Consider the following 23763-nt stretch of genomic DNA (forward strand, 5'->3'; position numbering starts at 1 on the left):
GCAACCCATCCTACACCTCTCCGGCCCCGCGCCTCGCCCTCCCCGCCTCACACCAACCTACTCTGCACCACCGCAGCCTCGACGAAGCTCGCAAACAGCGGGTGCGGCTCGAAGGGGCGCGATTTCAGCTCGGGGTGATACTGCACGCCGATGAACCAGGGATGGTCGGGATATTCGATCGTCTCCGGCAGCAGCCCGTCCGGCGAGAGCCCACAGAAGCTCATGCCCTGCGCCTCCAGCCGGTCGCGATAGCCCATGTTCACTTCATAGCGGTGGCGATGGCGCTCGGAGATTTCGGTCGTGCCGTAGATCTGCGCGATCTTGGAGCCGGGCTGAAGCGTCGAGGCGTAGGCGCCGAGCCGCATCGTGCCGCCGAGATTGCCGTCGGCCGCGCGCTGTTCGAGTTCGTTGCCGCGCAGCCATTCGGTCATCAAGCCGACTACGGGTTCGGTCGTGGGGCCGAATTCGGTCGAGTTGGCGTCCTTGATTCCGGCGAGCGAGCGAGCGCCCTCGATCACGGCCATCTGCATGCCGAAGCAGATGCCGAAATACGGCACCTTGCGCTGCCGGGCGAAGGTCGCAGCCTTGATCTTGCCCTCGGCGCCGCGATGGCCGAAGCCGCCGGGCACGAGGATGCCGTGGACATGCTCCAGGAACGGCGCCGGATCCTCCTTCTCGAAGACCTCGGACTCGATCCAGTCGAGATTGACCTTGACCCGGTTGGCGATGCCGCCATGCATCAGCGCCTCGATGAGGGACTTATAGGCGTCCTTCATGCCGGTGTACTTGCCGACGACGGCGATGGTGACCTCGCCCTCGGGGTTCTTGACCCGCTCGGAGATGCGCCGCCAGTTCGAGACGTCGGGCTCGCTGGATGCGTCCATGCCGAAGGCGGCCAGCACCTCGTTGTCGAGGCCCTCTGCGTGATAGGACAGCGGCACGTCGTAGATCGAGGCGACGTCGCGGGCCTCGATCACCGCGGTCTCGCGGACATTGCAGAACAGGGCGAGCTTGCGGCGCTCCTCGCGCGGGATTTCGCGGTCGGTGCGGCAGAGCAGGATGTCGGGCTGGATGCCGATCGAGCGCAGCTCGGCGACCGAATGCTGGGTCGGCTTGGTCTTCAGCTCGCCGGCCGTCGGGATATAGGGCAGCAGCGTCAGGTGGATGAAGATGCACTGGCCGCGCGGCAGCTGCTGGTTGACCTGCCGGATCGCCTCGAGGAAGGGCAGGCTCTCGATGTCGCCGACCGTGCCGCCGATCTCGACCAGGGTGAAGTCGTAGTCCTCGTTGCCGTCGAGGATGAACTCCTTGATGGCGTTGGTGACGTGCGGGACGACCTGGATCGTCGCGCCAAGATAGTCGCCGCGGCGCTCCTTGGTCAGGATGTCCATGTAGATGCGGCCGGTGGTGATGTTGTCGCCCTTGTTGCAGGGCCGGCCGGTGAAGCGCTCGTAATGGCCGAGGTCGAGGTCGGTCTCCGCCCCGTCATCGGTCACGAAGACCTCGCCATGCTGATACGGGCTCATCGTGCCCGGATCGACATTGAGATAGGGGTCGAGCTTGCGCAGGCGGACCGTGTGGCCGCGCGCCTGCAGGAGAGCGGCCAGAGCCGCCGCCGCTAGGCCTTTGCCGAGCGAGGAGACCACGCCGCCGGTGATGAATACATACCGCGTCATGGGAGGACACCTCTAAAGCGACGGGGTCGATTCGCTAAGTCCAAGGGTGCAATCCCGTCTTGCCCTGCACGCTTGTCCACAGGAGAGCGCCGCGTTTCAGCAAACACGCCCCACACAAAAGAGAAGGGCCGGTTGCCCGGCCCCTGCCAAGACTTGCCGCTTTGGCAAGTCCTTATCGTAAAAGTGGAAACCACTTTTGCGGGACATGCCACCTCAGGTCACTGCTGCGGCGCCGGAGCTGGCGGCGTCGGCGGTTGCGGCGTCCCGCTCGGCGCCTGCATCTGCCGGAGCTGGTCGAGCACGCCACCCGCATTGGGAGCGCTCGGGCCGGTCGGCGTGGCAGGCGCGCTCTGCGTCGGCGCGCCGTCGATGATCGAGCGCTGCACCCGGCCGCGATTGGCCATCACGGCCAGCACGATCGAGGTCAGGAAGAACGCGCCGGCGAGGATCGCCGTCGTCCGGGTCAGCGCGTTGGCCTGGCCGCGGCCGGTCATGAAGCCGCCCGCTCCGCCGCCGCCCGAACCCATGCCGAGCCCGCCGCCCTCGGAGCGCTGCAGCAGGACGACGCCGACGAGCGCGACCACTATGATCAGGTGGATGACGATGATGACGTTCTGCATGTTCTCGACAGACTGAGACTAAGCTCGCGAAATGGGTATGGCGCCGGCCGCCGCCAAGGGCTGCCCGCACCTATGCTCGCCTTTCGCCGAAGGCCGGCGAGCGAACTCGGCGCGGCACATAGCACGCGTTCGCGGGCCGCACCACCCGCTATCGGCATCTTCATCAAGGACAATGCGTCAGCCGGGCCGCGCCTCAGGCGCAGGCGCGGGCGATGGCGAGGAAATCCTCGGCCTTGAGGCTGGCGCCGCCGACGAGCGCGCCATCGACATGGGCGACATTCATCAGTTCGGCGGCATTCGACGGCTTGACCGAACCGCCATAGAGCAGCCGCACGCCCGCCGCGGCCGCCTTGCCGAGGAGACGGCCGAGTTCGGTGCGGATCGCCTCGTGCATCTCGGCGACGTCGGCGGCTGTCGGGGTGAGCCCCGTGCCGATGGCCCAGACCGGCTCATAGGCGATGACCAGCGTCGCGGCCGTCGCGCCGTCCGGCACGGACCCGCGCAACTGCTTCTTCACGATCGCCAGCGCCTTGCCGGCCTCGCGCTCCTCCTTCGTCTCGCCGACACAGACGATCGGCACGAGCAGGGCCTTCTGCGCGGCTTCGGCTTTGGCTTTCACCGTCGCATTGGTCTCGCCATGCAGGGTGCGGCGTTCGGAATGGCCGACGATCGCGAAACTCGCGCCGGCATCGGCCAGCATCGCGGCCGAGATTTCGCCGGTGAAGGCGCCGGAGGCCTGCATGCTGCAATCCTGGCCGCCGGTCGCGATGCGCGAGCCGACAAGTGCGACGCTCGCGGGATAGAGCAGGCTCGCGGGCGGGCAGATCGCGAGATCGACGGCGGCCTTCAAGGCGGCGTCATAGCCCTTCGCGACCTCGGCCGCGATGGCGAGGTCGGCCTTCAGCCCGTTCATCTTCCAATTGCCCGCCACCAGCGGCCTGATGCTGCGCGTCACGTCGATCCTCCAAAAATTGCCGCTCCGGCTCTAGCAATGCCGGCGCCGGGCCGCAATCTCGCGAAGGAACGATCGCGGACGCGACGATCAAACACGAATCCGCGCTGGCGATTGCGGCTTGCCGCTCCGGTTCCTATAAGCAGCGCCGAACAAAACCGGCGACGGTGGCCTCCGTGCCGCGCCAGGCCCAAGGAAAGATACATCCCCATGATGATGCAGGGCATCCGCAAGGCGGGCCAGAGCTTCCTCGGCAAGCTCATCATCACCGTCATGTTCGGCTTCCTGATCCTGTCCTTCGCGATCTGGGGCATCGGCGATATTTTCCAGGGTTACGGCAGGAACTCCGTGGCGCGCGTCGGCAAGGCTGAGATCAGCCTCGACCAGATGCGGACCGCCTTCCAGAACGATGTTCAGGCGCTGACGCGCCAGCAGCGCCGCCAGATCACGCCCGAGATGGCCCGCGCATTCGGGCTCGACCGGCAGGCCCTGTCGCGCCTCGTGACCGAGTCGGTGCTCGACCAGACGGCGCAGGGCATGCGTCTTGCGGTGTCCGACGAGACGATCCGCGATTTGATCTTCCAGGATCCGACCTTCCGCGATGCCTCGGGCAATTTCTCCTCGGCGCGCTTCAACGAGTTGCTGCGCTCGAACGGCTTTACCGAGCAGACTTACGTCCGCGAGCAGCGCGCCACGATCCTGCGTCAGCAGATCGCCGAGATGGTCGTCGGGGCCGTGCTGGCACCGGGCGCCTTGCAGGAGCTCGGTCATCGCCTGCGCAATGAGCGTCGCAGCGTGACCTTCGCGCGGCTGGCTCCCGGCATCGCCGGCGACATTCCTGCGCCGACCGAGGCGCAGCTCAAGACCTTCTTCGACGAGCGCAAGGGCGCCTTCCGTGCGCCGGAGCGGCGCACGGCCGACATCCTCGCGATCTCCGCCGAGACTCTTGCCGATGCCGGTTCGGTCAACGACGCCGATGCGAAGGCCCGCTACGAGCAGGTCAAGGGCCAGCGCTTCACCACGCCCGAGACCCGCACGATCCAGCAGATCACCTTCCCCAATGCCGAAGAGGCGCAGGCCGCCAAGGCGCGCATCGACGCGGGCGAGACCTTCGATGCGATCGCGACCGCGCGCAATGTCGCGGCCTCCGATCTGACGCTGGGCACTTTCACCCGGACCCAGGTGTTCGATCCGATCGTCCGTGAAGCCGCGTTCGCGCTCGCCGAGGGCGCCGTCAGCGCTCCTGCCGCCAGCGCTTTCGGGTCCGTGCTGTTGCGCGTCACCGTGATCCAGCCGGAGAGCGTGCGCGCCTTCGAGGAGGTCGCGAACGAAGTCCGCCAGGAACTCGCCACCAGCCGCGCGGCGAGCCGCGTCACCGAGATCCACGACAAGATCGAGGACCAGCGCGCCGCCGCCAAGCCGCTCGCCGAGATCGCCAAGGAGTTCAACCTGACGCTGCGCAGCATCGGCCCGATCGACAATGCCCTGCGCCGCCCCGACGGGACGGTGGAGCAGCCGCTGCCGGGCGGCGATGCGACGGTGCAGGCGATCTTCCGCTCCGATGTCGGAGTCGATAACGAGGCGATCCGCCTGCCCCGCGACAGCGGCTATGTCTGGTACGACGTGAAGAAGATCGATCCGGCGCGCGAGCAGACCTTCGACGAGGTCAAGGCGCAGGTCGAGACGCAGTGGCGTGCGGACGAGGTCGCGACCCGGCTCTCGGCCAAGGCGCGCGAACTGGTCGAGCGGCTCGACAAGGGCGAGGCCTTCGATGCGGTCGCAGCCTCCGCGGGACTGACGGTCGAACAGGCGAGCGAGATCGGCCGTCAGGACCAGCGCCCCGAACTGCCCGCCAATGTCATCAGCCTGATTTTCGGAACCGTCGCCGGCAAGAGCAACTCGGCCGCCGTCAGCGATGGCTCGCGCATCCTGTTCAAGGTCGATGCCGCGACCGTGCCGAGCTATGCCCGCACGACGCAGGAGGCCGAGAATTTTGCGCGGCAGCTCGGTGCCAGCGTCAGCGAGGACATTCTCGCGCAATACATCGCGGTGCGTCAGACGGAACTCGGAGTCTCGATCAACGAGACGGCCTTCCGTAACGCCACCGGCGGCGCGCAGAACTAACGATGCAGCATTGATGATGACTTGGGAGCAAGATCAGGAGCGTTTCGCAGCGGCCTATGAAGCAGGCACGCCGCAACTGCTCCGGCAGGTGCTGGTCGGCGATTGCGAGACGCCGGTCGCCGCCTTCCTGAAGCTGCGCCACGCGACCAATGGGCCGGCCTTCCTGCTCGAATCGGTCGAGGGTGGGGCTGTGCGTGGGCGCTATTCGATGATCGGGCTCGAACCGGACCTGATCTGGCGCTGCCATTGCGGCGAGGCCTCGATCTGCCGCCCGGCGCTGGGCGATGCCTTCCTGGCCGATCCGCGACCTGCCTTCGAGAGCCTGCGTGCGCTGCTCGACGAGAGTGCGATCCCCGCCGAGGCGGAGACCGACCTGCCGCCGATGGCGGCCGGCGTCTTCGGCTATCTCGGCTACGACATGGTCCGGCTGATGGAGCGCCTGCCGGAGCCGAAGGACACCGGCACGGGCGTGCCGGATGCTATCCTGACCCGGCCGACGCTGATGGTGGTGTTCGATTCGGTGCGCGACGAAATCCATGTCGTGACGCCCGTGCGCCACCAGCCCGGCGTGCCGGCGCGTGCCGCGCATGAGCGAGCGCTGGAGCGCCTCGATGCCGTGGTGCAGGCGCTGGAAGGCCCCCTGCCCCCGGAAGCCGCGATCGATATCGCCGGCCTGCCCGAGCCGGCCATCGTCTCCAATACGAGCGAGGCCGAGTTCCACGCGATGGTCGCGACCGCGCAGGATTACATCCGCGCCGGCGACATCTTCCAGGTGGTGCTGTCGCAGCGGTTCGAGGCGCCCTTCCAGTTGCCGCCCTTCGCGCTGTATCGCGCGCTGCGGCGCGTCAATCCGGCGCCCTTCCTGTGCTATCTCGACTTCGCCGACTTCCAGATCGTCTGCTCCAGCCCCGAGATCCTGGTCCGGCTGCGCGATGACACCGTCACGATTCGTCCGATCGCCGGCACACGCCGCCGCGGCGCGACGGCAGCCGAGGACGAGGCGCTGGCCGAAGAACTGCTGGCCGACCCGAAGGAGCGGGCCGAGCACCTGATGCTGCTCGATCTCGGCCGCAACGATGTCGGCCGCGTCGCCAAGATCGGCTCGGTGAAGGTCACCGATTCCTTCTTCATCGAGCGTTACAGCCAGGTCATGCACATCGTCTCGAATGTCGAGGGCGAGATCGATCCGCGCCACGATGCGCTGGCGGCGCTCTCGGCCGGCTTCCCGGCGGGAACGGTGTCGGGCGCGCCGAAGGTGCGTGCGATGGAGATCATCGACGAACTCGAGCACGATGCGCGCGGCGCCTATGGCGGCTGCGTCGGCTATTTCGGCGCGAGCGGCGAAATGGACACCTGCATCGTGCTGCGCACCGCCGTGGTCAAGGACGGGCGCATGCATGTCCAGGCCGGTGCGGGCATCGTCTACGATTCCAATCCGGCTTCCGAGCAGGCCGAATGCGTCAACAAGGCCAAGGCGCTGTTCCGGGCCGCCGAGGAGGCGATCCGCTTCGCGGCGCGGACCGGCCGAGGGCAGTAACGGAACCAAGCGTTGTAGTCGGGCCGGCAGCGAGCATCTCAGGGGAAAGATTCTCGGGTCGACCCTTCGCTAGAATACGCTGGTTCTTTCCGAGCCGCGACGTCGTCCCGGGCTTGACCCGGAACCCATTCCGGAACCTCTCCGATCAGTGCTCCGGAATGGATCCCGGGTCTCCCTGCGGTCGCCCGGGATGACCAGCGCTTCTATCAAAGCGAAGCACTTTCTAGCCCTAGAAACGCCGCCGAGCCCCCGTCAATGCCCCTTACCGTTGGGGATCGTCATCTTGTCGACCCAGGCGATGCCGATCGCCGAGATGATGAAGACGACGTGGATCGTCGTCTGCAGGATGACGCCGGTTACGGTGTAGTCGGTGCTGCGGCCGGCATTGCCGATATTGCCGGCCTCGATGAAGGTCCGCAGCAGGTGTATCGACGAGATGCCGATGATCGCCATGGCGAGCTTGATCTTGAGGATGCTGGCGTTGACGTGGCTGAGCCATTCCGGCTGGTCGGGATGGCCCTGCAGGCCGAGCCGCGAGACAAAGGTTTCATAGCCGCCGACGATCACCATGATCAGCAGGTTCGAGATCATCACCACGTCGATCAGGCCGAGCACGACCAGCATGATCTGCTGCTCGCCGAAGGAGGAGGCATGGGTGACGAGGTGCCAGAGCTCCTTGAGGAACAGGAAGACGTAGACGCATTGCGCCACGATCAGGCCGAGATAGAGCGGCAACTGCAGCCAGCGCGACGAGAAGATGATCAGCGGCAGCGGCCGCATGGCCTTGGCGACGGCAGGCGCGGTGGCGGTCTCGGCACGAGGCGTCTCGCCGGGATGCGACATAGGGGCTCAAGTCCTTCGAACGAATGATGCAATGCAAAATATGCGCAGGCTAGATGGAGCGCCAAGCGCTATCGTGCAACCGTCAGCAGAAAAAGTATCGCCGAGGGAACGGGCGCACCGTTTGACGACGAAATTTTGACGCTATCGTGCGTAACGCTTTCACCATCATCGCGTAACAGCTACGCTTGGACATCTTCAGAGGAACGCGCAAGCTTCCTCTCATACGAGAGGAAAGGAATTTTCCATGATCAAGACGCTCACCCTTGCCGCGGCTCTCGTCGGTGGCGCGCTGATGGCGGCGCCCGCCAACGCCGCCCCCATCGCCGCGGCATCGGGCCCCGCCCTGACGTTCGCGACGGTCGGCAACGATCTCGTCGAGACGGTGCAATACCGCCGCTATTACGGGCCTCGCTACGGCTATTACCGTGGACCGAGCCGTGGCGCGGCCGTCGGCGCCGGAATCGCAGCCGGCGTGCTCGGCGGAGCGCTGGCCGCGGGCGCGCTCGCTGCCCCGGGCTACTACGAGCCCGCGCCGGTCTATGTCGCGCCGCCCGTCTATGCCGCGCCTGTGCCGCGCGCCTATGGCTACAGCGCCGAGGACGTCGATGCGGTGGCCTACTGCTCGCGCCGCTTCCGCAGCTACAATCCCGAAACCGGGACCTATATCGCTTCCGGCGGCGTCGTTCGCGCCTGTCCCTGACGTGATCTGACCGTCTGCACAGGCAAGCCTCTCCGCAGTGATGCGGGGAGGCTTTTTCTTGATGTATGGTCGCGCCCAGCCTCGCGGCGCTTTCCCGACTTGGAGCAGGCTTTTGCGTATCGCCACCTGGAACGTCAATTCCGTCCGCCAGCGGCTCGGCCATCTGCTGGACTTCCTCAAGGAGGCCGAGCCCGATGCGCTGTGCCTGCAGGAACTGAAATGCATCGATGCCGATTTCCCGCGCCGGGAGATCGAGGAGGCAGGCTGGCAGGTCGAGACCCACGGCCAGAAGACCTTCAACGGCGTCGCCATCCTGTCGCGCGCGAAGCTTGAAGATGTCCGGCGCGGGCTGCCCGGCGACGACGGCGACGAGCAGGCGCGCTATCTCGAAGGCTTGCTGCCGCTGGGCGGCGGCGTGGTGCGGCTCGCCTCGATCTACCTGCCCAACGGCAACCCGCCCAACACCGAGAAGTACCCCTACAAGCTCGGCTGGATGAAGCGCCTGACCGCCCATGCGCAGATGCTGCTCGCGCTGGAGGAGCCGCTGGTCCTGGCCGGCGACTACAATGTGATTCCCGAGCCACGCGATGCACGTGATCCGGCCGCCTGGGTCTCGGACGCGCTGTTCCTGCCGCAGACGCGGAGCGCCTTTCGCGGGCTGCTCAATCTCGGCCTGACCGAGGCCCTGCGCGCCAGCTGCGACGATGGCGGCCTGTACACGTTCTGGGACTATCAGGCTGGCGCCTGGCAGCGGAACAACGGCATCCGCATCGACCATCTCCTGCTGTCGCCGCAGGCCGCCGACAGGCTTTCGGGCGTGCAGATCGTCAAGCATGTCCGCGGCTGGGAGAAGCCGTCGGACCATGTGCCGGTGATGGTGGAGTTGAGGGCGGCGTGATCCAGTTCCGGCGAAGCGATTCTATTCGCCCGAGCCGCGCTTCACGCCGTCCTTGATGAAGACCCGGAACGGCGTCGTTCCGGTCGCGCTGCCGTCCGCCGAGCGCCATTTTCCCTTGGTGCAGAGAACCCCACCCTGCGTCTCGACGGCGTCGAAGACGATGCTGTTGTGATAAACCGTGCCATTGGGCTCGATCGCGCGGAAATTCGTCGTGCATTTGCCGTCCGCGACGACCGGATCGTAGTCATGGATCATGATGCCGCCGCCGCCCGTGCTCGGGAAAGGATCGGCGAGCGGAGGCCAGCTTTCGTAATTGTCCTGAGCCGTGACGGCGCCGTTGGCTGAAAGCGCCAGGACGGCACCGAATCCAAGTGAGATGATCGCGCGCATGGAACAGACCCCTGTGGTTCTGCTCCCGATACGCTCGATAAGAGAATGCGGATGCGGGGCGCTCAGCGCTGCGGCGAGCGCCCGCCCGCGACCTGCTGGCGCTCGATCAGGGCGAGCGCGGCCGTGCGATCGCTCGCGGAGGCCGAGGCGAAGGCGCTGTCGTGCCGTTCGATGATCCAGCCCTCGCGGCTGGGATCGGCGCTCTCGCGAGCCAGCGACAGCCACATCAGACCGAGCACCGGCTGGCGCGGCACGCCCTCGCCGCCACGCAGCAGCAGGTCACCGAAGACCGCGCGGGCCGGGGCGTAGCCCTTCTCGGCGGCAAGCTTCATCCAGCGCGCCGCCTGCCTTGCGTCACGACGGGTGCCCTGCCCGCTCATATAGAGCCGGCCGAGATTGTACTGGCCTTCCGGATCGCCGAAATAGGAGGCGGCGTAGTGGAACATGTCGAAGGCGCGGTCGATATTGGGCTTCACATAAGTGCCCTTGATACCGTCCATGAAATAGCCGCCGAGCGCCACGAAGGCGTTGCCGACGATGCGGCCATCGGCCGTGCCGGGAATGGCGTCGGCATTCTCGTCCGCGATCTTCGAGAAATACTCGAATGCCTTGAGATCATTGGCCGGAACGCCCTCGCCGCCGGCATACATCCGGCCCAGCTTGAACTGCGCCGTCAGGTGCCCCTGCGCGGCGGCATATTCGAGCGCGCGGACGGCTCCGGCCTGGTCTCCGGCCGTCGAGTCGCGCATCCAGGCCTTGATGGCGTCGCGGGCGCTGCTGAAGGGGACGAGCGGCAGCGCGGTATGGGCGGCGGGTGCGTTGGGGGCCGGCGCAATGGTCGCAGCGCCGGGAGCCGGGCCCGGCACGCTGTCGGGCTCCGGCAGGGCGATGCCGGGAATGGGACGAGGCGGAATCGGGCCACGAGCGCCCACGGCATCCTGCGCCCAGGTGGCCTGATGGCCGCCCAGGACGAGGAAGAGTGCTGCGATCGTGAGGTCAGATATCCGCATAGCAATGGGTCTCGGCCGCGCCGCCGGGGTGGGTTACGGCCCCCCCCTTGGCGGAACCGACCGTCTGCGCGTATTTCCAGAGCGCGCCCGAATTGTAGTCGGTCTTGCGCGGCTTCCACCCCTTACGACGCTCCTCAAGTTCGGCATCAGAAAGGCGGACTGCGAGCTTTCCTGTGATGGCGTCGAGTTCGATGATGTCGCCGTCGCGGATCAGGCCGATCGGCCCGCCCACGGCCGCTTCCGGGCCGACATGGCCGACGCAGAAACCGCGCGTGGCGCCCGAGAAGCGGCCATCGGTGATCAGCGCGACCTTGTCGCCCATGCCCTGGCCGTAGAGGGCCGCGGTGGTCGACAGCATCTCGCGCATGCCCGGGCCGCCCTTGGGGCCCTCATAGCGGATCACCAGCACGTCGCCGACCTCGTAGCCGCGCTGGCTGACGCAGGCAAAGGCATCCTCCTCGCAGTCGAAGCAGCGCGCCGGGCCGGTGAAGACGAGGCTCTCGGCCGGCATGCCGGCGATCTTCACGATCGCGCCCTCGGGAGCGAGGTTGCCCTGCAGGCCGACGACGCCGCCATTGTCGGAGAGCGGCTTGTTGGCGGGGCGGATCACATCCTGCTGGTCGTTCCATTTCACCGAGGCGAGGTTCTCGGCGATGGTGCGGCCGGTCACGGTCATGCAGTCGCCATGCAGGAAGCCGTGGTCGAGCAGCGTCTTCATCAGCAGCGGAATTCCGCCGACCTCGAACATGTCCTTGGCGACGTATTTCCCACCGGGCTTCAGGTCGGCGATGTAGGGGGTCTTCTTGAAGATCTCGGCGACGGCGAAGAGATCGAAATCGATGCCGCATTCATGCGCGATCGCCGGCAGGTGCAGCGCGCCATTCGTCGAGCCGCCGGAGGCGGCGACGACCATGGCCGCGTTCTCGAGCGCCTTGCGGGTGACGATGTCACGCGGGCGGATGTTCTTGGCGATGAGTTCCATCACCATCTCGCCGGCGGTGTAGCAGAAAGTGTCGCGCACGTCGTAGGGGGCCGGCGCGCCGCAGGAATAGGGCAGCGCCAGGCCGATCGCCTCGGCGACGGTCGCCATGGTGTTGGCGGTGAACTGCGCGCCGCAGGAGCCCGAGGACGGGCACGCCGCCTCTTCCAGTTCCTGGAGGTCCTCGTCGGACATGGCGCCGACGGAATGCTTGCCGACGGCCTCGAAGACGTCCTGCACAGTGACAGGCTTGCCCTTGAAGGTACCGGGCAGGATCGAGCCGCCATAGATGAAGATCGAGGGCACGTTGAGGCGCACCATCGCCATCATCATGCCGGGCAGCGACTTGTCGCAACCGGCGAGACCGACGAGCGCGTCATAGCAATGGCCGCGCATGGTCAGCTCGACGGAATCGGCGATGCACTCACGCGAGGCGAGCGAGGACTTCATGCCCTGGTGGCCCATGGCGATGCCGTCGGTCACCGTGATCGTGCAGAACTCGCGCGGCGTTCCGGCGGCGGAGGCGACGCCCTTCTTCACCGCCTGGGCCTGGCGCATCAGCGAGATGTTGCAGGGCGCGGCCTCGTTCCAGCAGGAGGCGACGCCGACGAAGGGCTGCGCGATCTGACGGGCCGTCATGCCCATGGCGTAGTAATAGGAGCGGTGCGGAGCGCGGGCGGGGCCGACGCTCACATGCCGGCTGGGCAGCCGGGACTTGTCGAAAACACGCGCGTCCATTTTCTTTTTCCTCGTTCCACCCTGCGCTTTGAAGCACGTGGCAGATGTGCCACGCAGCTCAAGCCGGGCGCAACGCTACACCCGCCTGCCCTGCAACGGCGAAACCGGTTTCACCGGCCGCAAGGCAGACTTTAATTCGTCTATATCTCAGTGACTTATCGCGCTTCCTTGCTGAGGGCGCTTTGTGGCGGCATCGGGGCAATTCCGGCGGCGCGGGGCTGGCCCCGCGCAATCAGCCAAACTGTTGCGCCGATGTCACAAAGACGCGGGGCCAGACCGCTTGCGTCAGAGGACCATCGGCAGGACGAAAAAGCCGCCGACCACGACGACGAGCAGCGCCAATGCCGTCATCGGCAGGTGCTTCTCGATGAAGATGCGGATGTCGTCACCGTAGAAGCGCAGCGCCACCGCGATCATCAGGAAGAAGCTGACGCGTGAGACGACCATGCCGATGGTGAACTTCCACAGGTCGAAATGCAGGAAGCCCGACATGATCGTGACGATCTTGAAGGGGATCGGCGTCAGGCCCTTGGTGACCAGGACCCAGAACCAGTAGTCCTGCGAGGTCGCGATCAGATGGGCGGCCTTCTCCTGCAGGCCGTAGAGCGAAATGAGCCAGGAACCGACCGAGTCGTAGAGCAGTGCGCCGATGGCGTAGCCGAGATAGCCGCCGAGCACGGCCCCGAGCGAGCAGACGCCGGCATAGAACCAGGCCCGGTCAGGCCGTGCGATGCACATCGGCAGGAGAAGCGGCAGGGGCGGCAGCGGGCTGAAGGAGCTTTCGACGAAGGTCAGCGCGAAGAGCAGCCAAGGGGCGCCGGGGTGGGACGCGTAGGAGACGCACCAATCATAGGCTCGCTGGAGCATGGCGTGGGAACAACCGGTCCTGGGTTATCGGCATTGACTTGCATGGCAGGCTTGCGCCCAACGCGCATCTAACCGTCTCGGCGGGAGAATGCCAGAGTTGTCTTACATGAAGGTCAATTTGAAGACGGAGTCGTGGCCGGATGCGGGCGGCACGACTCCGGAGGAGCGCCTTCAGGACAGTCGCGCGAGCGCCTCCTCGATCTTCAGCTTGCGAGACTCGGCTGCGGACTTGCGGTCGCGGTTCTCCTCGACGATCTCCTCGGGCGCACGGGCCATGAAGTCGGGATTGCCGAGCTTCTTGTCGACGACCGCGATGTCCTGGTCGAGCTTCGCCAACTCCTTGGTCAGGCGCGCCTGCTCGACCTCGAGATCGATGATGCCGGCGAGCGGCAGCGCCGCGACCTCGCCACGCACGATGATCTGCGCCGACTGCGCCGGAGATGCAGCCTCGAAGGCGATGTCCGAGATGCGGGCCAGGCGCTCGATCATCGGCCGCCAGTTCTCGATCGTCGCGCGCGTTGCCGCCGAGGCGTTGACCAGCACCAGAGGGGCCTGCGTCCCCGCCGGGACGTTGACCTCGGAGCGGACCGAGCGAATGTCCGAGATCAGATCCACGACGAAACCGATCTCGGCCTCGGCCGCCTCGTCCTTCAGAGCCGCGAGATCGGGCCAGCGTGTCAGGCAGACCAGCGCGTCGTCACCCGCCTTCAGCTTGCGGGGAGCGCCCACGCCCGCCTTCTGAGCCCAGAGCTCCTCGGTGAGGAAGGGCATGAAGGGATGCAGCAACTGGCAGATCAGGTCGAGGACATGGGCGACGGTCGCCTGCGTCTCGGCCTTGGCGGCAGGGTCGGCGCCCTCCCCCTGGAGCACGGGCTTGGCAAGTTCGAGATACCAGTCGCAGAACTGGTTCCAGACGAAGCGATAGGCCGCGCCCGCCGCCTCGTTGAATTTGAAGGTCGGGATGCCGGCCGCGATGCCCTCGGCTGCGGTCGCGGCCTCGCTCAGGATCCAGCGGTTGAGCGGCTGCTTCACCGCGGCCGGGTCGAAGCCCTCGGTGCGGGCGCAGCCGTTGAGCTCGGCGAAGCGGGCCGCGTTCCAGATCTTGGTCGCGAAGTTGCGGTAGCCCTCGACACGGGAGGTCGCGAGCTTGATGTCGCGGCCCTGTGCCGCCATGGCGGCGAGCGTGAAGCGCAGCGCATCGGCGCCGTACTGGTCGACGAGCGTCAGCGGGTCGATGACGTTGCCCTTCGACTTCGACATCTTCGCGCCCTTCTCGTCGCGAACGATGGCGTGGATGTAGACGTCCTTGAACGGCACCTCCTCCATGAAGTTGAGGCCCATCATCATCATCCGGGCGACCCAGAAGAAGATGATGTCGAAGGCGGTGACCAGCGTCGCGGTCGGGTAATAGCGCTTCAGCTCCGCCGTCTCGTCGGGCCAGCCCAGCGTCGAGAACGGCCAGAGCGCCGAGGAAAACCAGGTGTCGAGCACGTCCTCGTCGCGGGTGAGCTGGACGGGGCCGCCATAATGGTTCACGGCCAGCGCCTGCGCCGCCGTCTCCGACTCGGCGACGAAGCATTCGCCGTCCGGTCCATACCAGGCCGGAATCTGGTGGCCCCACCAGAGCTGGCGGGAGACGCACCAGGGCTCGATGTTCTCGAGCCAGTCGTAATAGACCTTGGTCCAGCTCTCGGGCGTGAACTTCGTGCGTCCGTCCTGCACCGCCTTCAGGGCGCGGTTGGCCAGCGGCTTGACGTCGACATACCACTGGTCGGTCAGCCAGGGCTCGATGACGACATCGGAGCGGTCGCCATGGGGAACCGTGTTCGTGTTGGGCTCGACCTTGGCCAGAAGACCGCGCTCGGCCATCAGGGCGACGACGGCCTTGCGGGCGGCGAAGCGATCGAGGCCGTGCAGGGCAAGCGTCGCCGGCTCGGGCCTGCTCCCTTCGAGGAAATCGGCGTTGTCGGCCAGCAGGATCTTCGCTTCGCCGTCGAGGATGTTGATGACGGCGAGCTTGTGGCGTTTGCCGACCTCGAAATCGTTGAAGTCGTGGGCCGGGGTGATCTTGACCGCGCCGGTGCCCTTCTCCGGGTCGGCATAATCGTCACCGATGATCGGGACGACGCGGCCGACCAGCGGCAGGACGGCGTTCCTGCCGATCAGGTGTCCGATCTTCTCGTTCTCCGGATGGACCGCGATGCCGGTGTCGCCCAGCATTGTTTCCGGCCGCGTCGTGGCGACGGTGATGAAGGTCGAGGCGTCGTCGGCGTCGTAGGTCGCGCCTTCCAACGGGTAGTTGAAATAGTAGAGATGCCCGTTCGGGTCCTTGCTCAGGACCTTGTCGAGCTTGGCGGCGTCGAAGGGCTCCTCGCCGCCGCGCTGCCATTTGAACGAGCCGGTCTTCTCGACCTGCAGGACCTCGAGGTCCGAGATCGCGGTCTGGAACTTCGGATCCCAGTTCACCAAGCGCTTGGCGCGGTAGATCAGGCCCTGACGGTGCAGCCCGACGAAGACCTTGAGCACTGCCGCGCTCAGGCCCTCATCCATGGTGAAACGCTCGCGCGACCAGTCGCAGGAGGCGCCGAGCCGCTTCAGCTGGTTGACGATCGTCCCGCCCGATTCGTCCTTCCACTTCCAGACCTCGGCCAGGAATGCCTCGCGGCCCATGGCGCGGCGGTCGGTCTTGTTCTCGGCGGCGAGCCTGCGCTCGACGACCATCTGGGTCGCGATGCCGGCATGGTCGGTGCCGGGCTGCCAGAGCACATCCTTGCCGCGCATGCGCTCGAAGCGGCAGAGCACGTCCTGCAGCGTGTTGTTGAGGGCGTGGCCCATATGCAGCGAGCCGGTCACGTTCGGCGGCGGGATGACGATGCAATAAGGCTCCGCACCGGGCCCGGCGCCGCGGCCGGCGGCGAAGGCGTTCGCCTCTTCCCAGGCCTTGCTGATCCGCGCCTCGACGGCGGCAGGCTCGAATGTCTTGTCCATCATCGCTTCGCTCGAACGCAGAACGGCCGGGGTCATGCCCCGGCCGTGAGATTTAAGGCCTGAAAGGTCGGAGGACTTAAGAGCCCAAGCAGCCCCCTCGCGTCAACCATCGCGCCAGCGGCACGGGCCTGCGCGAGGGCTGGCGGCGGTCAGCCGGGCAGGTTGGACTGGAGAAACCAGAGCGCCTTGTCGAGCATGCGCGAATAGGCGGTCAGCAGATCGGCCGTGCCGGAATCGCCGGCCTCGTCGCTGGCGTCGATCGCCTCGCGGACGCGGTTGGCGGTCTCGGCATAGCGGGCGATCAGCGCGTCGAGATGGTCGCGAACCGAGACGATCTCGGTCGGATAGGGCTCGAGCGAGGTCGCGGCCGCCGTCGCCTGCGTCGTGCCGAAGGCGATGCCGCCGAGTTGCGCGATGCGCTCCGCGACAGTGTCGACATGGTCGTCGAGCTCCTTGCGGAAGCCGTCGAGCATCTGGTGGACGCCGATGAAGCCCGGCCCCTTCAGGTTCCAATGCGCCTGCTTGGTCAGGAGGGCGAGATCGATGCCGTCGGCGAGGCGCGCATTGAGCAGGCCGGCGATCTGGCTCTTGGTGTTGGAGGCGAGGTCGACCTTGCTGCTCTTGACGATCTTCGTCGCCGCCGACTTGGCGATGTTTTTCGCGGCCTTGGCCGGAGAGGCCTTGGTCGAAGTGGTCTTGGTCGCGGCGTTCTTGCCGGCAGCGGCCTTGGCGATGGCGGGGCTGGATGCAGGCTTCTTCATGATGTGTCCCCTCGGAAACGGTGCGCGGGCGCGGCATGGGCCGCAACGCTGATACGCACGAGCGCCGCAGGCGTTCCATCGCCGGCGCAGGTTTCCACGGGCGCAAGGCTCGTTTTCACGCCGGCAACGGAACCGTCGCACGCTCCGTCGGTTGAGGTCTCGACCAGCGAGGAGCTTCATCATGAGCCATCACACCGACCAGGACAAAGTCTGGGACCTTATCGACGACATCAAGTTCGCGATGCTGGTCACCCATGACGGTGCAGGCGACGAGCTGCGCGCCCGGCCCATGCACGCCCATGGCGAGCGCGAGGAGGATGCGATCTACTTCCTGAGCGATCGCCGCCACCACAAGGACGACGAGATCCACATCAACGACAATGTCTGCGTGACCTTCGCGGACAATAGCGGCATGCGCTACGTCTCCGTCACCGGCACCGCGACCGTCCTCGACGACCGCACCAAGGTCCACGAGTTGTGGGACGCCAGCAACAGGGCGTTCTGGGACGACGAGAACGATCCGAACATCTGCGTGCTGCGCGTGCGGCCCTCGATGGCGGAGTTCTGGGCCGGCGCCGGCAAGGTCGTCAACACCGTCAAGATGGCGGCTGCCGCATTGACGGGGGTGAAGCCCGATCTCGGCATCAACAGGAAGGTCGCGCTATGATGAACCTGCTCGTACATGCCGCCGGTGCATGGATCGCCGCGGAGGCCGCTTCGGGCCGCTATCCGCGGCCTGTCGCGGTCGGGCTCTCGATGCTGGTTTCGCGGCTCGGTGCGCCGACCGCCGCGATGACGGTGTTGGCGTTCGCGTTCAAGCGCCTCAACGAAGCCGGCGCGTTCGACAGCATCAGGCGCGCACCGGCGCCGCGTCGCCGGGCCTTGCGTGGCCGCTGAGCCATCGGCGCGTCGGGGACGGTCGCGCGGGGCCTATCCGCCTCAGTTGCGCCCGCCGCGCGCAACGCGCTCGATCTCGGCGCGTACCAGGCGCTCAACCATCGTCGGCAGATTGTCGTCGAGCCAGCCCTTGAGCATCGGCTTGAGCATGTCCTTGACGAGATCCTCGAGCGTGCGCGCATTGTTCGAGAGCACGGTATGGGCGAGCTGCCCAAAGGCGCTGCTGACCGCCGAACTGGTCTGGTCGGAGAGCAATTGCGCCATGTCGAACGGCGCGCTCGATGGCGGCGGAGGGGGCGCGGCCGCGAAGACGGGCGGGGCGACAGGCTCCGGCGGGGGCTCGGGGGCGAGTTGGGCGGGCTCGGGCTCCGGAGCCGGCGGATCGAGGAAATCGATGTCGCCCTCGACCGGCTTTGCCCCGACTTCCGGCTCCGGCGGAAGCACGAGGGCTGCTTCGGCGCCAAGATCCAGGACGTCCTCGTCGATATCGACGGCAGCCGGCTCTTCCGCCACCGGCGCGGGCTCGCCCCCAGCCTCGGCGGGCTTGACCTCATCATCCGAAATGATCCGTCGGATGGAGGCGAGAATCTCCTCCATCGACGGTTCGTTTGGCTTCGGTTGCGCGTTCATCTGGATCCGGACCACTCGACTCCGGGCGCACCGAAAGAATCAACGCCGCCCGATCATCGAGTATTTCACGCATCCCCCATCAGGCAAGGCTGCATGCCCTTCCACCCACAGGGAAAACTCCGCCTGTTGCGGGAATGTCGATGAACGTTGCCGGATGTCCGTGCCATCCGCTCGACGGCCATTCGCCGCCAAGGCCTTGCTCGCAGTCTGGAGGCGCGGCGTCCTGGCCGGCGCGGACCGGTCAGCGACCGTCCGGGGTCTGTGTGCCCCAGAGCAGGCCCTTGACCTGATCGTAGTGCCTGCGGGCGTCGTAGACCTCGGTCTTCAACCTCAGGGTCGTGGCGGAGAGACGACCGATCGCCGACAGCACGGCGTAGGACGCGACGACGCGGTCGCGCTGAGCCGTCACCAGCGTCGAGCGAGCGATCACCAGTTCCTGCTGCGCATTGAGGACGTCGAGCGTCGTGCGCTGGCCGACCTTGGCTTCCTCACGGACACCGGCGAGAGCGGTTTCCGCAGCCTGCACCTGTGCCTGGGCGGCAATGATCTGGGCCTTGGCAGCGTCGTGCGCGCCCCAGGCCGAGACCACGGCGGCACGCACGGTGTCGCGCTGCGTATCGACCTCGATCCTGCGCTGACCGGCTGTCTCCTTGGCCTGCCGCGTGCGCGAATAGACCTGACCGCCCTCATAGATCGGGATTGTCAGCGTGCCGACGACGGCGGCCGAGGTGCGGTTGTCACCGAAAACGTTGGAATCGTAACGCTGTTGCACGGTACCTCGAACGCCGAGCACCGGGTAGAGATCGGCCTCCGTGACCTTGACCTGCAACTCCGCGGCATCGACGCCATGCAGCGAGGCGATGATCGCGGGATGACCGGCCAGAGCCGTATTCAGCGCGGCGGGTAGCGATTTGGGCAGGAGATTCTCGACCGGGCGGCCGGGCGCGAGCTGCTTCGGCTCGGCACCGACGTTCTGGCGGTAGCGCGCGATCGAGGTCTTGAGGTTCGATTCGGCCAGGATCGCCTGCGACTGCGCCTGCGACAGGCGTGCCTCCGCCTGGGCGACGTCGGTGCGCGTCACTTCGCCGACCTGAAAGCGATCACGCGTCTGGCGCAGCTGCTCCTCGAGCACTTCGACGTTGTTGCGGTTGAGGGTGAGGATCGCCGTGTCGCGCAACACGTTCATGTAGGATGTCGCGGCATCGAGCAGCACGTTCTGCTCGGTGTTCAGCAAGGTGGCGCGTGCACCGAGCACCTGCGACTCGGCCTGGCTGACGGAGCTGCGCGTCTTTCCCCCGTCGAAGATGTTCTGATCGATCTGCACGCCGGCGCCGCGGGGGCCCAAGCGCGAAACCGTATTTCCGGGAACGCCGGGGACGTTCGCATCGGTGATGCTGGCTCCGATGTCGGCGGAGGCGGTGATACGCGGCCGATAACCAGAAAGCGCCTGCGGCACGTTCTCGTTGGTGGCACGCACCGAGGCGCGCTGCGCATTCAATGTCGGGTTGCCGGAGTAGGCGCGAGCCAAGGCCGCGTCCATTGTCTGCGCGAGAGCCGCCGACGAGACACCCGATGCGAGCACAAGACCAAGCGCCACGGCGAAGCCGAGCCCGGCGGTCTTCGTATTTTTATTCCGTCGTATCAATGGACGCCTCATGTGCGGACTCAAGTCGCGCCCAGGCATCGCCCTAGCCTCGGCATAAAATCAACATACCACATAGCCCGGTTGGCCTTGTCCGCCAACGTGAAGAGCGGTCCGAGCAGAGTGTGAATTCCATAGTGCCGCAAAAATGCGACACTTTACTTAATCAGAAGACGAACGCCGGTTTGCGGCGAAACTCGGCCAACACGGGCGCTGCGGCGTCGAAAACCGGGCGGCCGGACACCTTACCCCCGGACTTCTGGTACAAATTGACCCGTGCCGACCGGCCCAGCCCGTCCACGGCGATCAAACGTCCGCCCTCACGCAGCAGCGAAAAAAGTGTTTCCGGGGCGGTCTCGCAAGCGCCGCTGACCAGAATCGCGTCGAATGCCGCGTCGGCGGAGGGGCGTTTCGCCGTGGCCGAGACATTCGGGGCAGCGCCACGGAGGGCCGATTCTGCCATCGCGAAGGCCTCTGCATCGGGCTCCCAGAGCGTCGCGCGCGTTCCCATGCAAGCCATGAGGGCAGCTCCGTAGCCGGTCCCGCCGCCATATTCGAGGGCGTCCTCGCCCGGCTGTAGGTCGAGCACCTGAATCATGCGGGCGATCACCATCGGGGTCATCAGCGCGCGGCCGGTCCCGGGCAACGCCACCGGCTGGTCGAGATACGCCAGATGCGACAGCGATTGCGGCAGGAAGGCCTCGCGCGGAACCTCGTCGGCCGCGGCAAGGACGGCGCGATCCGTGACGTCATAGGTCCGCAGCTGGCAATCGACCATCATGCGGCGCAGTGCGGCGAAACTCTCCATGTCCCGAAATCTCCGTCCGCGGCACTCATGGCCTGATCCTGGCTACGGCCGACCGGGATGCGCCCAAGGCGCCCTGCCCCGACCGGCGTCACTGCCGCCTTCGAGTGCTTTCTGTTCGAGCGCGCCGGAAAAGGCAAGACGTTGCAGCGCGGCGGCCCACGGCCGTCGCCGGCAGCATCGTCGCCGCCCTCACATCATTGCTGGTTGGGGAATTTGGAGGCCTCGCCCGGAATCGAACCGGGGTGCAAGGATTTGCAGTCCTCTGCGTAACCACTCCGCCACGAGGCCTTCCGCGGGAGGCCGCCGCAGCGACGCCCCGAAGGCCCGCCTATAACCACAAGCCGGCGCCCGCTGCAACCGCCATCCGCTCAAGCTGGTGGTCGGCAACGCAATCGGGTCGATCCTGTCCGAAAGGGGTTGCGCAGTCGCAGAGGCGTGGGTATACGGCGGCCACTGATCCCGGATAGCTCAGCGGTAGAGCAATCGACTGTTAATCGATTGGTCGCAGGTTCGAATCCTGCTCCGGGAGCCAGCATTGTCAAGGGTTTGGGTCGAAATCGCCCAAGCCCTTTTTGCTGTTTGCGCTCGGGGAGCGGCAGCGCATTTTGCCAATACGAAAGAGCTGCTGCGCAGGACGGGCCAAGCACCGCCGCCGCGCTCCCTGGCCTTGCCCGCCATTCGATCTCGGCGTCGGCCGCATCGTGCCAGGGTGCTTTACGCAGACTTTACGGGTGAGCGCCGCATTCGACATGGCGCTCTTATGGGCATCCTCCCTAGCTCCGATCGAACCAGAGATCGGAGTTTTCCATGATCATCGACACCCTTTTCCTGCTCGGCGGCCTCGGGCTGTTCGGGCTCGCCTGCGTCGCCGTTTCGGCGGCCGACCGGCTGTGAGGCGAATCATGCCCCTCGACATCATCCTCGGGCTGACGGCGGCCGCGCTGCTGCTCGCCTATCTGCTCAAGGCGCTGCTGCGCCCCGAATCCTTCTGAGAGGTCGCATCCCATGACCCTCGACCTGATCCAGTTCCTGCTGTTCGGCGCCCTGCTCCTGCTCGCGGCCTGGCCGCTCGGACACTACATGGCGCGCGTCTTCACCGGAGAAGTCCGGTTCCTCGCGCCCGTCGAGAACGCGATTCTCGGGCTTGCCGGCGAGCGTCGGCCACAGCCGCAGCGTTGGCAGGCCTATGCCTTCTCGCTGCTCGTCTTCAACGCGGCGGGCTTCGCGCTGCTCTTCCTGATTCTGCGCTTCCAGAATTTCCTGCCGCTGAACCCGCAGGGCTTCGACGGGCTGTCGGGGCATCTCGCCTTCAACACCGCGATCTCCTTCGTCACCAACACCAACTGGCAGTCCTATGGCGGCGAGACGACGCTCTCGAATCTGAGCCAGATGTTCGGGCTGACGACGCAGAACTTCGTCTCCGCTGCCAGCGGCGCGGCCGTCGCCGCGGCCGTCGCGCGGGGATTCGCTGCCAAGCAGACGCGGGTTATCGGCAATTTCTGGGTCGATCTCACCCGCACCACGCTCTATATCCTGCTGCCGGCTTCACTCGTGCTGGCGCTGATCCTGGTCGCCATCGGCCTGCCGCAGACGCTCGCGGGCTCCTTCGACGCGACGACGCTGGAAGGCGCCAAGCAGAGCATCGCGCTCGGGCCCGTGGCGAGCCAGATCGCGATAAAGCAGCTCGGCACCAATGGCGGCGGCTTCTTCAACGTCAATTCGGCACATCCCTTCGAGAACCCGACCGCGCTCAGCAACCTGCTGACGACGATCTCGATCCTGCTGATTCCCGTCGCCTTCTGCTTCACCTATGGCCGCCTCGTCGGCGACCGCCGGCAGGGCCGGGCCTTGTTCGCCGCGATGGCGGTGCTGTTCCTCGTCGGCTTCGCCGCGATCTATGGCGCGGAGCGCCTCGGCAACCCGCTGCATGCCGGGCTGGTCGATGCCACCGCGGGCAACATGGAGGGCAAGGAGGTCCGCTTCGGCATTCTCGCCTCGACCCTGTGGGCGGCCGCGACGACGGCCGCCTCCAACGGCTCGGTCAATGCGATGCACGATTCGTTCACGCCGCTCGGCGGGCTCGTTGCCATGCTCAACATCCAGCTCGGCGAGGTCGTCTATGGCGGCGTCGGCGTCGGGCTCACCGGCATGCTGCTCTTCGTCATCATCACGGTCTTCCTGGCCGGGCTGATGGTCGGGCGGACGCCGGAATATCTCGGCAAGAAGATCGAGGCGCGCGAGATCAAGCTGGCGGCATTGACGCTGTTGGTGATGCCGCTCGGCATCCTGGTCTTCGCCTCGCTCGCGATCGCGACCGGCCAGGCGCAGTCCTCGGTGCAGGATGCGGGGCCGCACGGGTTGTCCGAGCTGCTCTATGCCTACACCTCGGCGAGCGGCAACAACGGCTCGGCCTTTGCCGGATTCACCGCCAATACGCCCTGGCACAACGCCTTCCTCGGTATCGCGATGATGCTCGGCCGCTTCGGCTACATCATTCCGGTCCTGGCGATTGCAGGCAGCCTTTCGGCCAAGCGCCCGGCAGGCGAAACGGCCGGTACCTTCCCGACGCATGGGCCGCTCTTCGTCACCCTGCTGGTCGCGACGATCCTGATCGTCGGCGCCCTCACCTTCCTTCCCATCCTCGCCCTCGGCCCGATCGCAGAACACGTCTCGATCCTGGCCGGGCAGAGCTTCTGAGCAAGC

General features: G+C 66.4%; 21 protein-coding genes and 2 tRNA genes. 9 read left to right on the forward strand and 14 right to left on the reverse strand.

Annotated elements, in window-relative coordinates:
- Positions 1-47: 47 nt before the first annotated feature.
- The 3 genes from pyrG to tpiA form a co-directional block, all read right to left on the reverse strand.
- Complete coding sequence (gene pyrG / locus AC1RMY_RS09200) at positions 48-1676, reverse strand: CTP synthase (protein ID WP_492863696.1); 1629 nt, start codon at positions 1674-1676, stop codon at positions 48-50.
- 218 nt (positions 1677-1894) lie between these two features.
- Positions 1895-2296 (reverse strand): preprotein translocase subunit SecG, encoded by a 402-nt coding sequence (gene secG / locus AC1RMY_RS09205; RefSeq protein ID WP_492863697.1) that lies wholly within the window; start codon positions 2294-2296, stop codon positions 1895-1897.
- Between the two features lie 193 nt (positions 2297-2489).
- Positions 2490-3251, reverse strand: a complete 762-nt coding sequence (tpiA, locus tag AC1RMY_RS09210) for a triose-phosphate isomerase (protein WP_492863698.1) — start codon at positions 3249-3251, stop codon at positions 2490-2492.
- Between the two features lie 207 nt (positions 3252-3458).
- Between tpiA and AC1RMY_RS09215 the strand changes: the two genes are divergently transcribed.
- Positions 3459-5372: a peptidylprolyl isomerase gene (locus tag AC1RMY_RS09215; protein ID WP_492863699.1), complete on the forward strand. Its 1914-nt coding sequence runs from the start codon at positions 3459-3461 to the stop codon at positions 5370-5372.
- Between the two features lie 16 nt (positions 5373-5388).
- Positions 5389-6909, forward strand: coding sequence for an anthranilate synthase component I (trpE, locus tag AC1RMY_RS09220; RefSeq protein ID WP_492863700.1), 1521 nt, complete (start codon positions 5389-5391; stop codon positions 6907-6909).
- Between the two features lie 252 nt (positions 6910-7161).
- On the opposite strand, the gene AC1RMY_RS09225 is transcribed toward trpE, so the two are convergent.
- Positions 7162-7752 (reverse strand): TIGR00645 family protein, encoded by a 591-nt coding sequence (locus tag AC1RMY_RS09225; protein ID WP_492863701.1) that lies wholly within the window; start codon positions 7750-7752, stop codon positions 7162-7164.
- Between the two features lie 244 nt (positions 7753-7996).
- Here AC1RMY_RS09225 and AC1RMY_RS09230 point away from each other — a divergent pair, with 244 nt between their 5' ends.
- On the forward strand, positions 7997-8452 hold the full coding sequence (locus tag AC1RMY_RS09230; RefSeq protein ID WP_492863702.1) for a BA14K family protein: 456 nt from the start codon (positions 7997-7999) through the stop codon (positions 8450-8452).
- Positions 8453-8564: 112 nt separating this feature from the next.
- Positions 8565-9350, forward strand: a complete 786-nt coding sequence (xth, locus tag AC1RMY_RS09235; RefSeq protein WP_492863703.1) for an exodeoxyribonuclease III — start codon at positions 8565-8567, stop codon at positions 9348-9350.
- Between the two features lie 21 nt (positions 9351-9371).
- Here xth and AC1RMY_RS09240 read toward each other — a convergent pair whose 3' ends face one another.
- From AC1RMY_RS09240 to dps, 6 genes are all read right to left on the reverse strand, one after another.
- Positions 9372-9740 (reverse strand): hypothetical protein, encoded by a 369-nt coding sequence (locus AC1RMY_RS09240; RefSeq protein ID WP_492863704.1) that lies wholly within the window; start codon positions 9738-9740, stop codon positions 9372-9374.
- A 62-nt stretch (positions 9741-9802) separates the two neighbouring features.
- On the reverse strand, positions 9803-10750 hold the full coding sequence (locus AC1RMY_RS09245; protein WP_492863705.1) for a tetratricopeptide repeat protein: 948 nt from the start codon (positions 10748-10750) through the stop codon (positions 9803-9805).
- On the reverse strand, positions 10737-12467 hold the full coding sequence (ilvD, locus tag AC1RMY_RS09250) for a dihydroxy-acid dehydratase (protein ID WP_492863706.1): 1731 nt from the start codon (positions 12465-12467) through the stop codon (positions 10737-10739). The genes AC1RMY_RS09245 and ilvD overlap by 14 nt, the downstream gene beginning before the upstream one ends.
- A gap of 285 nt (positions 12468-12752) precedes the next feature.
- Positions 12753-13334 (reverse strand): YqaA family protein, encoded by a 582-nt coding sequence (locus AC1RMY_RS09255; protein ID WP_492863707.1) that lies wholly within the window; start codon positions 13332-13334, stop codon positions 12753-12755.
- 171 nt (positions 13335-13505) lie between these two features.
- Positions 13506-16325 carry a valine--tRNA ligase gene (locus tag AC1RMY_RS09260; protein ID WP_492863709.1) on the reverse strand — a complete coding sequence of 940 codons (2820 nt, stop codon included), beginning with the start codon at positions 16323-16325 and terminating at the stop codon, positions 13506-13508.
- 146 nt (positions 16326-16471) lie between these two features.
- Positions 16472-17266, reverse strand: a complete 795-nt coding sequence (gene dps, locus AC1RMY_RS09265) for a DNA starvation/stationary phase protection protein Dps (protein WP_492863711.1) — start codon at positions 17264-17266, stop codon at positions 16472-16474.
- On the opposite strand from dps, the gene AC1RMY_RS09270 reads away from it, so the two are divergent.
- Both AC1RMY_RS09270 and AC1RMY_RS09275 read left to right on the forward strand, forming a co-directional pair.
- Positions 17265-17750: a pyridoxamine 5'-phosphate oxidase family protein gene (locus tag AC1RMY_RS09270; RefSeq protein ID WP_492863713.1), complete on the forward strand. Its 486-nt coding sequence runs from the start codon at positions 17265-17267 to the stop codon at positions 17748-17750. The genes dps and AC1RMY_RS09270 overlap by 2 nt on opposite strands.
- On the forward strand, positions 17747-17980 hold the full coding sequence (locus AC1RMY_RS09275; RefSeq protein ID WP_492863715.1) for a hypothetical protein: 234 nt from the start codon (positions 17747-17749) through the stop codon (positions 17978-17980). Before AC1RMY_RS09270 ends, AC1RMY_RS09275 begins: the two co-directional genes overlap by 4 nt.
- Before the next feature lie 42 nt (positions 17981-18022).
- Here the strand turns inward: AC1RMY_RS09275 and AC1RMY_RS09280 are convergent, their stop codons facing one another.
- The 4 genes from AC1RMY_RS09280 to AC1RMY_RS09295 form a co-directional block, all read right to left on the reverse strand.
- Positions 18023-18610, reverse strand: a complete 588-nt coding sequence (locus tag AC1RMY_RS09280) for a PopZ family protein (protein ID WP_492863717.1) — start codon at positions 18608-18610, stop codon at positions 18023-18025.
- Positions 18611-18851: 241 nt separating this feature from the next.
- On the reverse strand, positions 18852-20294 hold the full coding sequence (locus tag AC1RMY_RS09285; protein WP_492863718.1) for a TolC family outer membrane protein: 1443 nt from the start codon (positions 20292-20294) through the stop codon (positions 18852-18854).
- Between the two features lie 124 nt (positions 20295-20418).
- Positions 20419-21060, reverse strand: a complete 642-nt coding sequence (locus tag AC1RMY_RS09290) for a protein-L-isoaspartate O-methyltransferase family protein (protein WP_492863720.1) — start codon at positions 21058-21060, stop codon at positions 20419-20421.
- A 214-nt stretch (positions 21061-21274) separates the two neighbouring features.
- Positions 21275-21348 (reverse strand) — tRNA-Cys (locus tag AC1RMY_RS09295).
- Positions 21349-21517: 169 nt separating this feature from the next.
- On the opposite strand from AC1RMY_RS09295, the gene AC1RMY_RS09300 reads away from it, so the two are divergent.
- The 3 genes from AC1RMY_RS09300 (at position 21518) to kdpA (ending at position 23757) form a co-directional block, all read left to right on the forward strand.
- Positions 21518-21592 (forward strand) — tRNA-Asn (locus AC1RMY_RS09300).
- 370 nt (positions 21593-21962) lie between these two features.
- Positions 21963-22052, forward strand: coding sequence for a potassium-transporting ATPase subunit F (locus tag AC1RMY_RS09305; RefSeq protein WP_168166133.1), 90 nt, complete (start codon positions 21963-21965; stop codon positions 22050-22052).
- A gap of 13 nt (positions 22053-22065) precedes the next feature.
- Positions 22066-23757 (forward strand): potassium-transporting ATPase subunit KdpA, encoded by a 1692-nt coding sequence (gene kdpA / locus AC1RMY_RS09310; RefSeq protein WP_492863722.1) that lies wholly within the window; start codon positions 22066-22068, stop codon positions 23755-23757.
- Positions 23758-23763 lie beyond the last annotated feature (6 nt).

It is taken from the genome of Allobosea sp. GW822-FHT03F07 (assembly GCF_058801345.1).

Bases quoted from the DNA above. Each gene is read 5' to 3' on its own strand.
- pyrG (WP_492863696.1), bottom strand. From the start codon at position 1,676: ATGACGCGGTATGTATTCATCACCGGCGGCGTGGTCTCCTCGCTCGGC.
- secG (WP_492863697.1), bottom strand. From the start codon at position 2,296: ATGCAGAACGTCATCATCGTCATCCACCTGATCATAGTGGTCGCGCTC.
- AC1RMY_RS09215 (WP_492863699.1), top strand. From the start codon at position 3,459: ATGATGATGCAGGGCATCCGCAAGGCGGGCCAGAGCTTCCTCGGCAAG.
- trpE (WP_492863700.1), top strand. From the start codon at position 5,389: ATGACTTGGGAGCAAGATCAGGAGCGTTTCGCAGCGGCCTATGAAGCA.
- AC1RMY_RS09225 (WP_492863701.1), bottom strand. From the start codon at position 7,752: ATGTCGCATCCCGGCGAGACGCCTCGTGCCGAGACCGCCACCGCGCCT.
- AC1RMY_RS09230 (WP_492863702.1), top strand. From the start codon at position 7,997: ATGATCAAGACGCTCACCCTTGCCGCGGCTCTCGTCGGTGGCGCGCTG.
- AC1RMY_RS09240 (WP_492863704.1), bottom strand. From the start codon at position 9,740: ATGCGCGCGATCATCTCACTTGGATTCGGTGCCGTCCTGGCGCTTTCA.
- AC1RMY_RS09245 (WP_492863705.1), bottom strand. From the start codon at position 10,750: ATGCGGATATCTGACCTCACGATCGCAGCACTCTTCCTCGTCCTGGGC.
- ilvD (WP_492863706.1), bottom strand. From the start codon at position 12,467: ATGGACGCGCGTGTTTTCGACAAGTCCCGGCTGCCCAGCCGGCATGTG.
- AC1RMY_RS09255 (WP_492863707.1), bottom strand. From the start codon at position 13,334: ATGCTCCAGCGAGCCTATGATTGGTGCGTCTCCTACGCGTCCCACCCC.
- AC1RMY_RS09260 (WP_492863709.1), bottom strand. From the start codon at position 16,325: ATGATGGACAAGACATTCGAGCCTGCCGCCGTCGAGGCGCGGATCAGC.
- AC1RMY_RS09270 (WP_492863713.1), top strand. From the start codon at position 17,265: ATGAGCCATCACACCGACCAGGACAAAGTCTGGGACCTTATCGACGAC.
- dps (WP_492863711.1), bottom strand. From the start codon at position 17,266: ATGATGAAGCTCCTCGCTGGTCGAGACCTCAACCGACGGAGCGTGCGA.
- AC1RMY_RS09275 (WP_492863715.1), top strand. From the start codon at position 17,747: ATGATGAACCTGCTCGTACATGCCGCCGGTGCATGGATCGCCGCGGAG.
- AC1RMY_RS09280 (WP_492863717.1), bottom strand. From the start codon at position 18,610: ATGAACGCGCAACCGAAGCCAAACGAACCGTCGATGGAGGAGATTCTC.
- AC1RMY_RS09285 (WP_492863718.1), bottom strand. From the start codon at position 20,294: ATGCCTGGGCGCGACTTGAGTCCGCACATGAGGCGTCCATTGATACGA.
- AC1RMY_RS09290 (WP_492863720.1), bottom strand. From the start codon at position 21,060: ATGGAGAGTTTCGCCGCACTGCGCCGCATGATGGTCGATTGCCAGCTG.
- AC1RMY_RS09305 (WP_168166133.1), top strand. From the start codon at position 21,963: ATGCCCCTCGACATCATCCTCGGGCTGACGGCGGCCGCGCTGCTGCTC.
- kdpA (WP_492863722.1), top strand. From the start codon at position 22,066: ATGACCCTCGACCTGATCCAGTTCCTGCTGTTCGGCGCCCTGCTCCTG.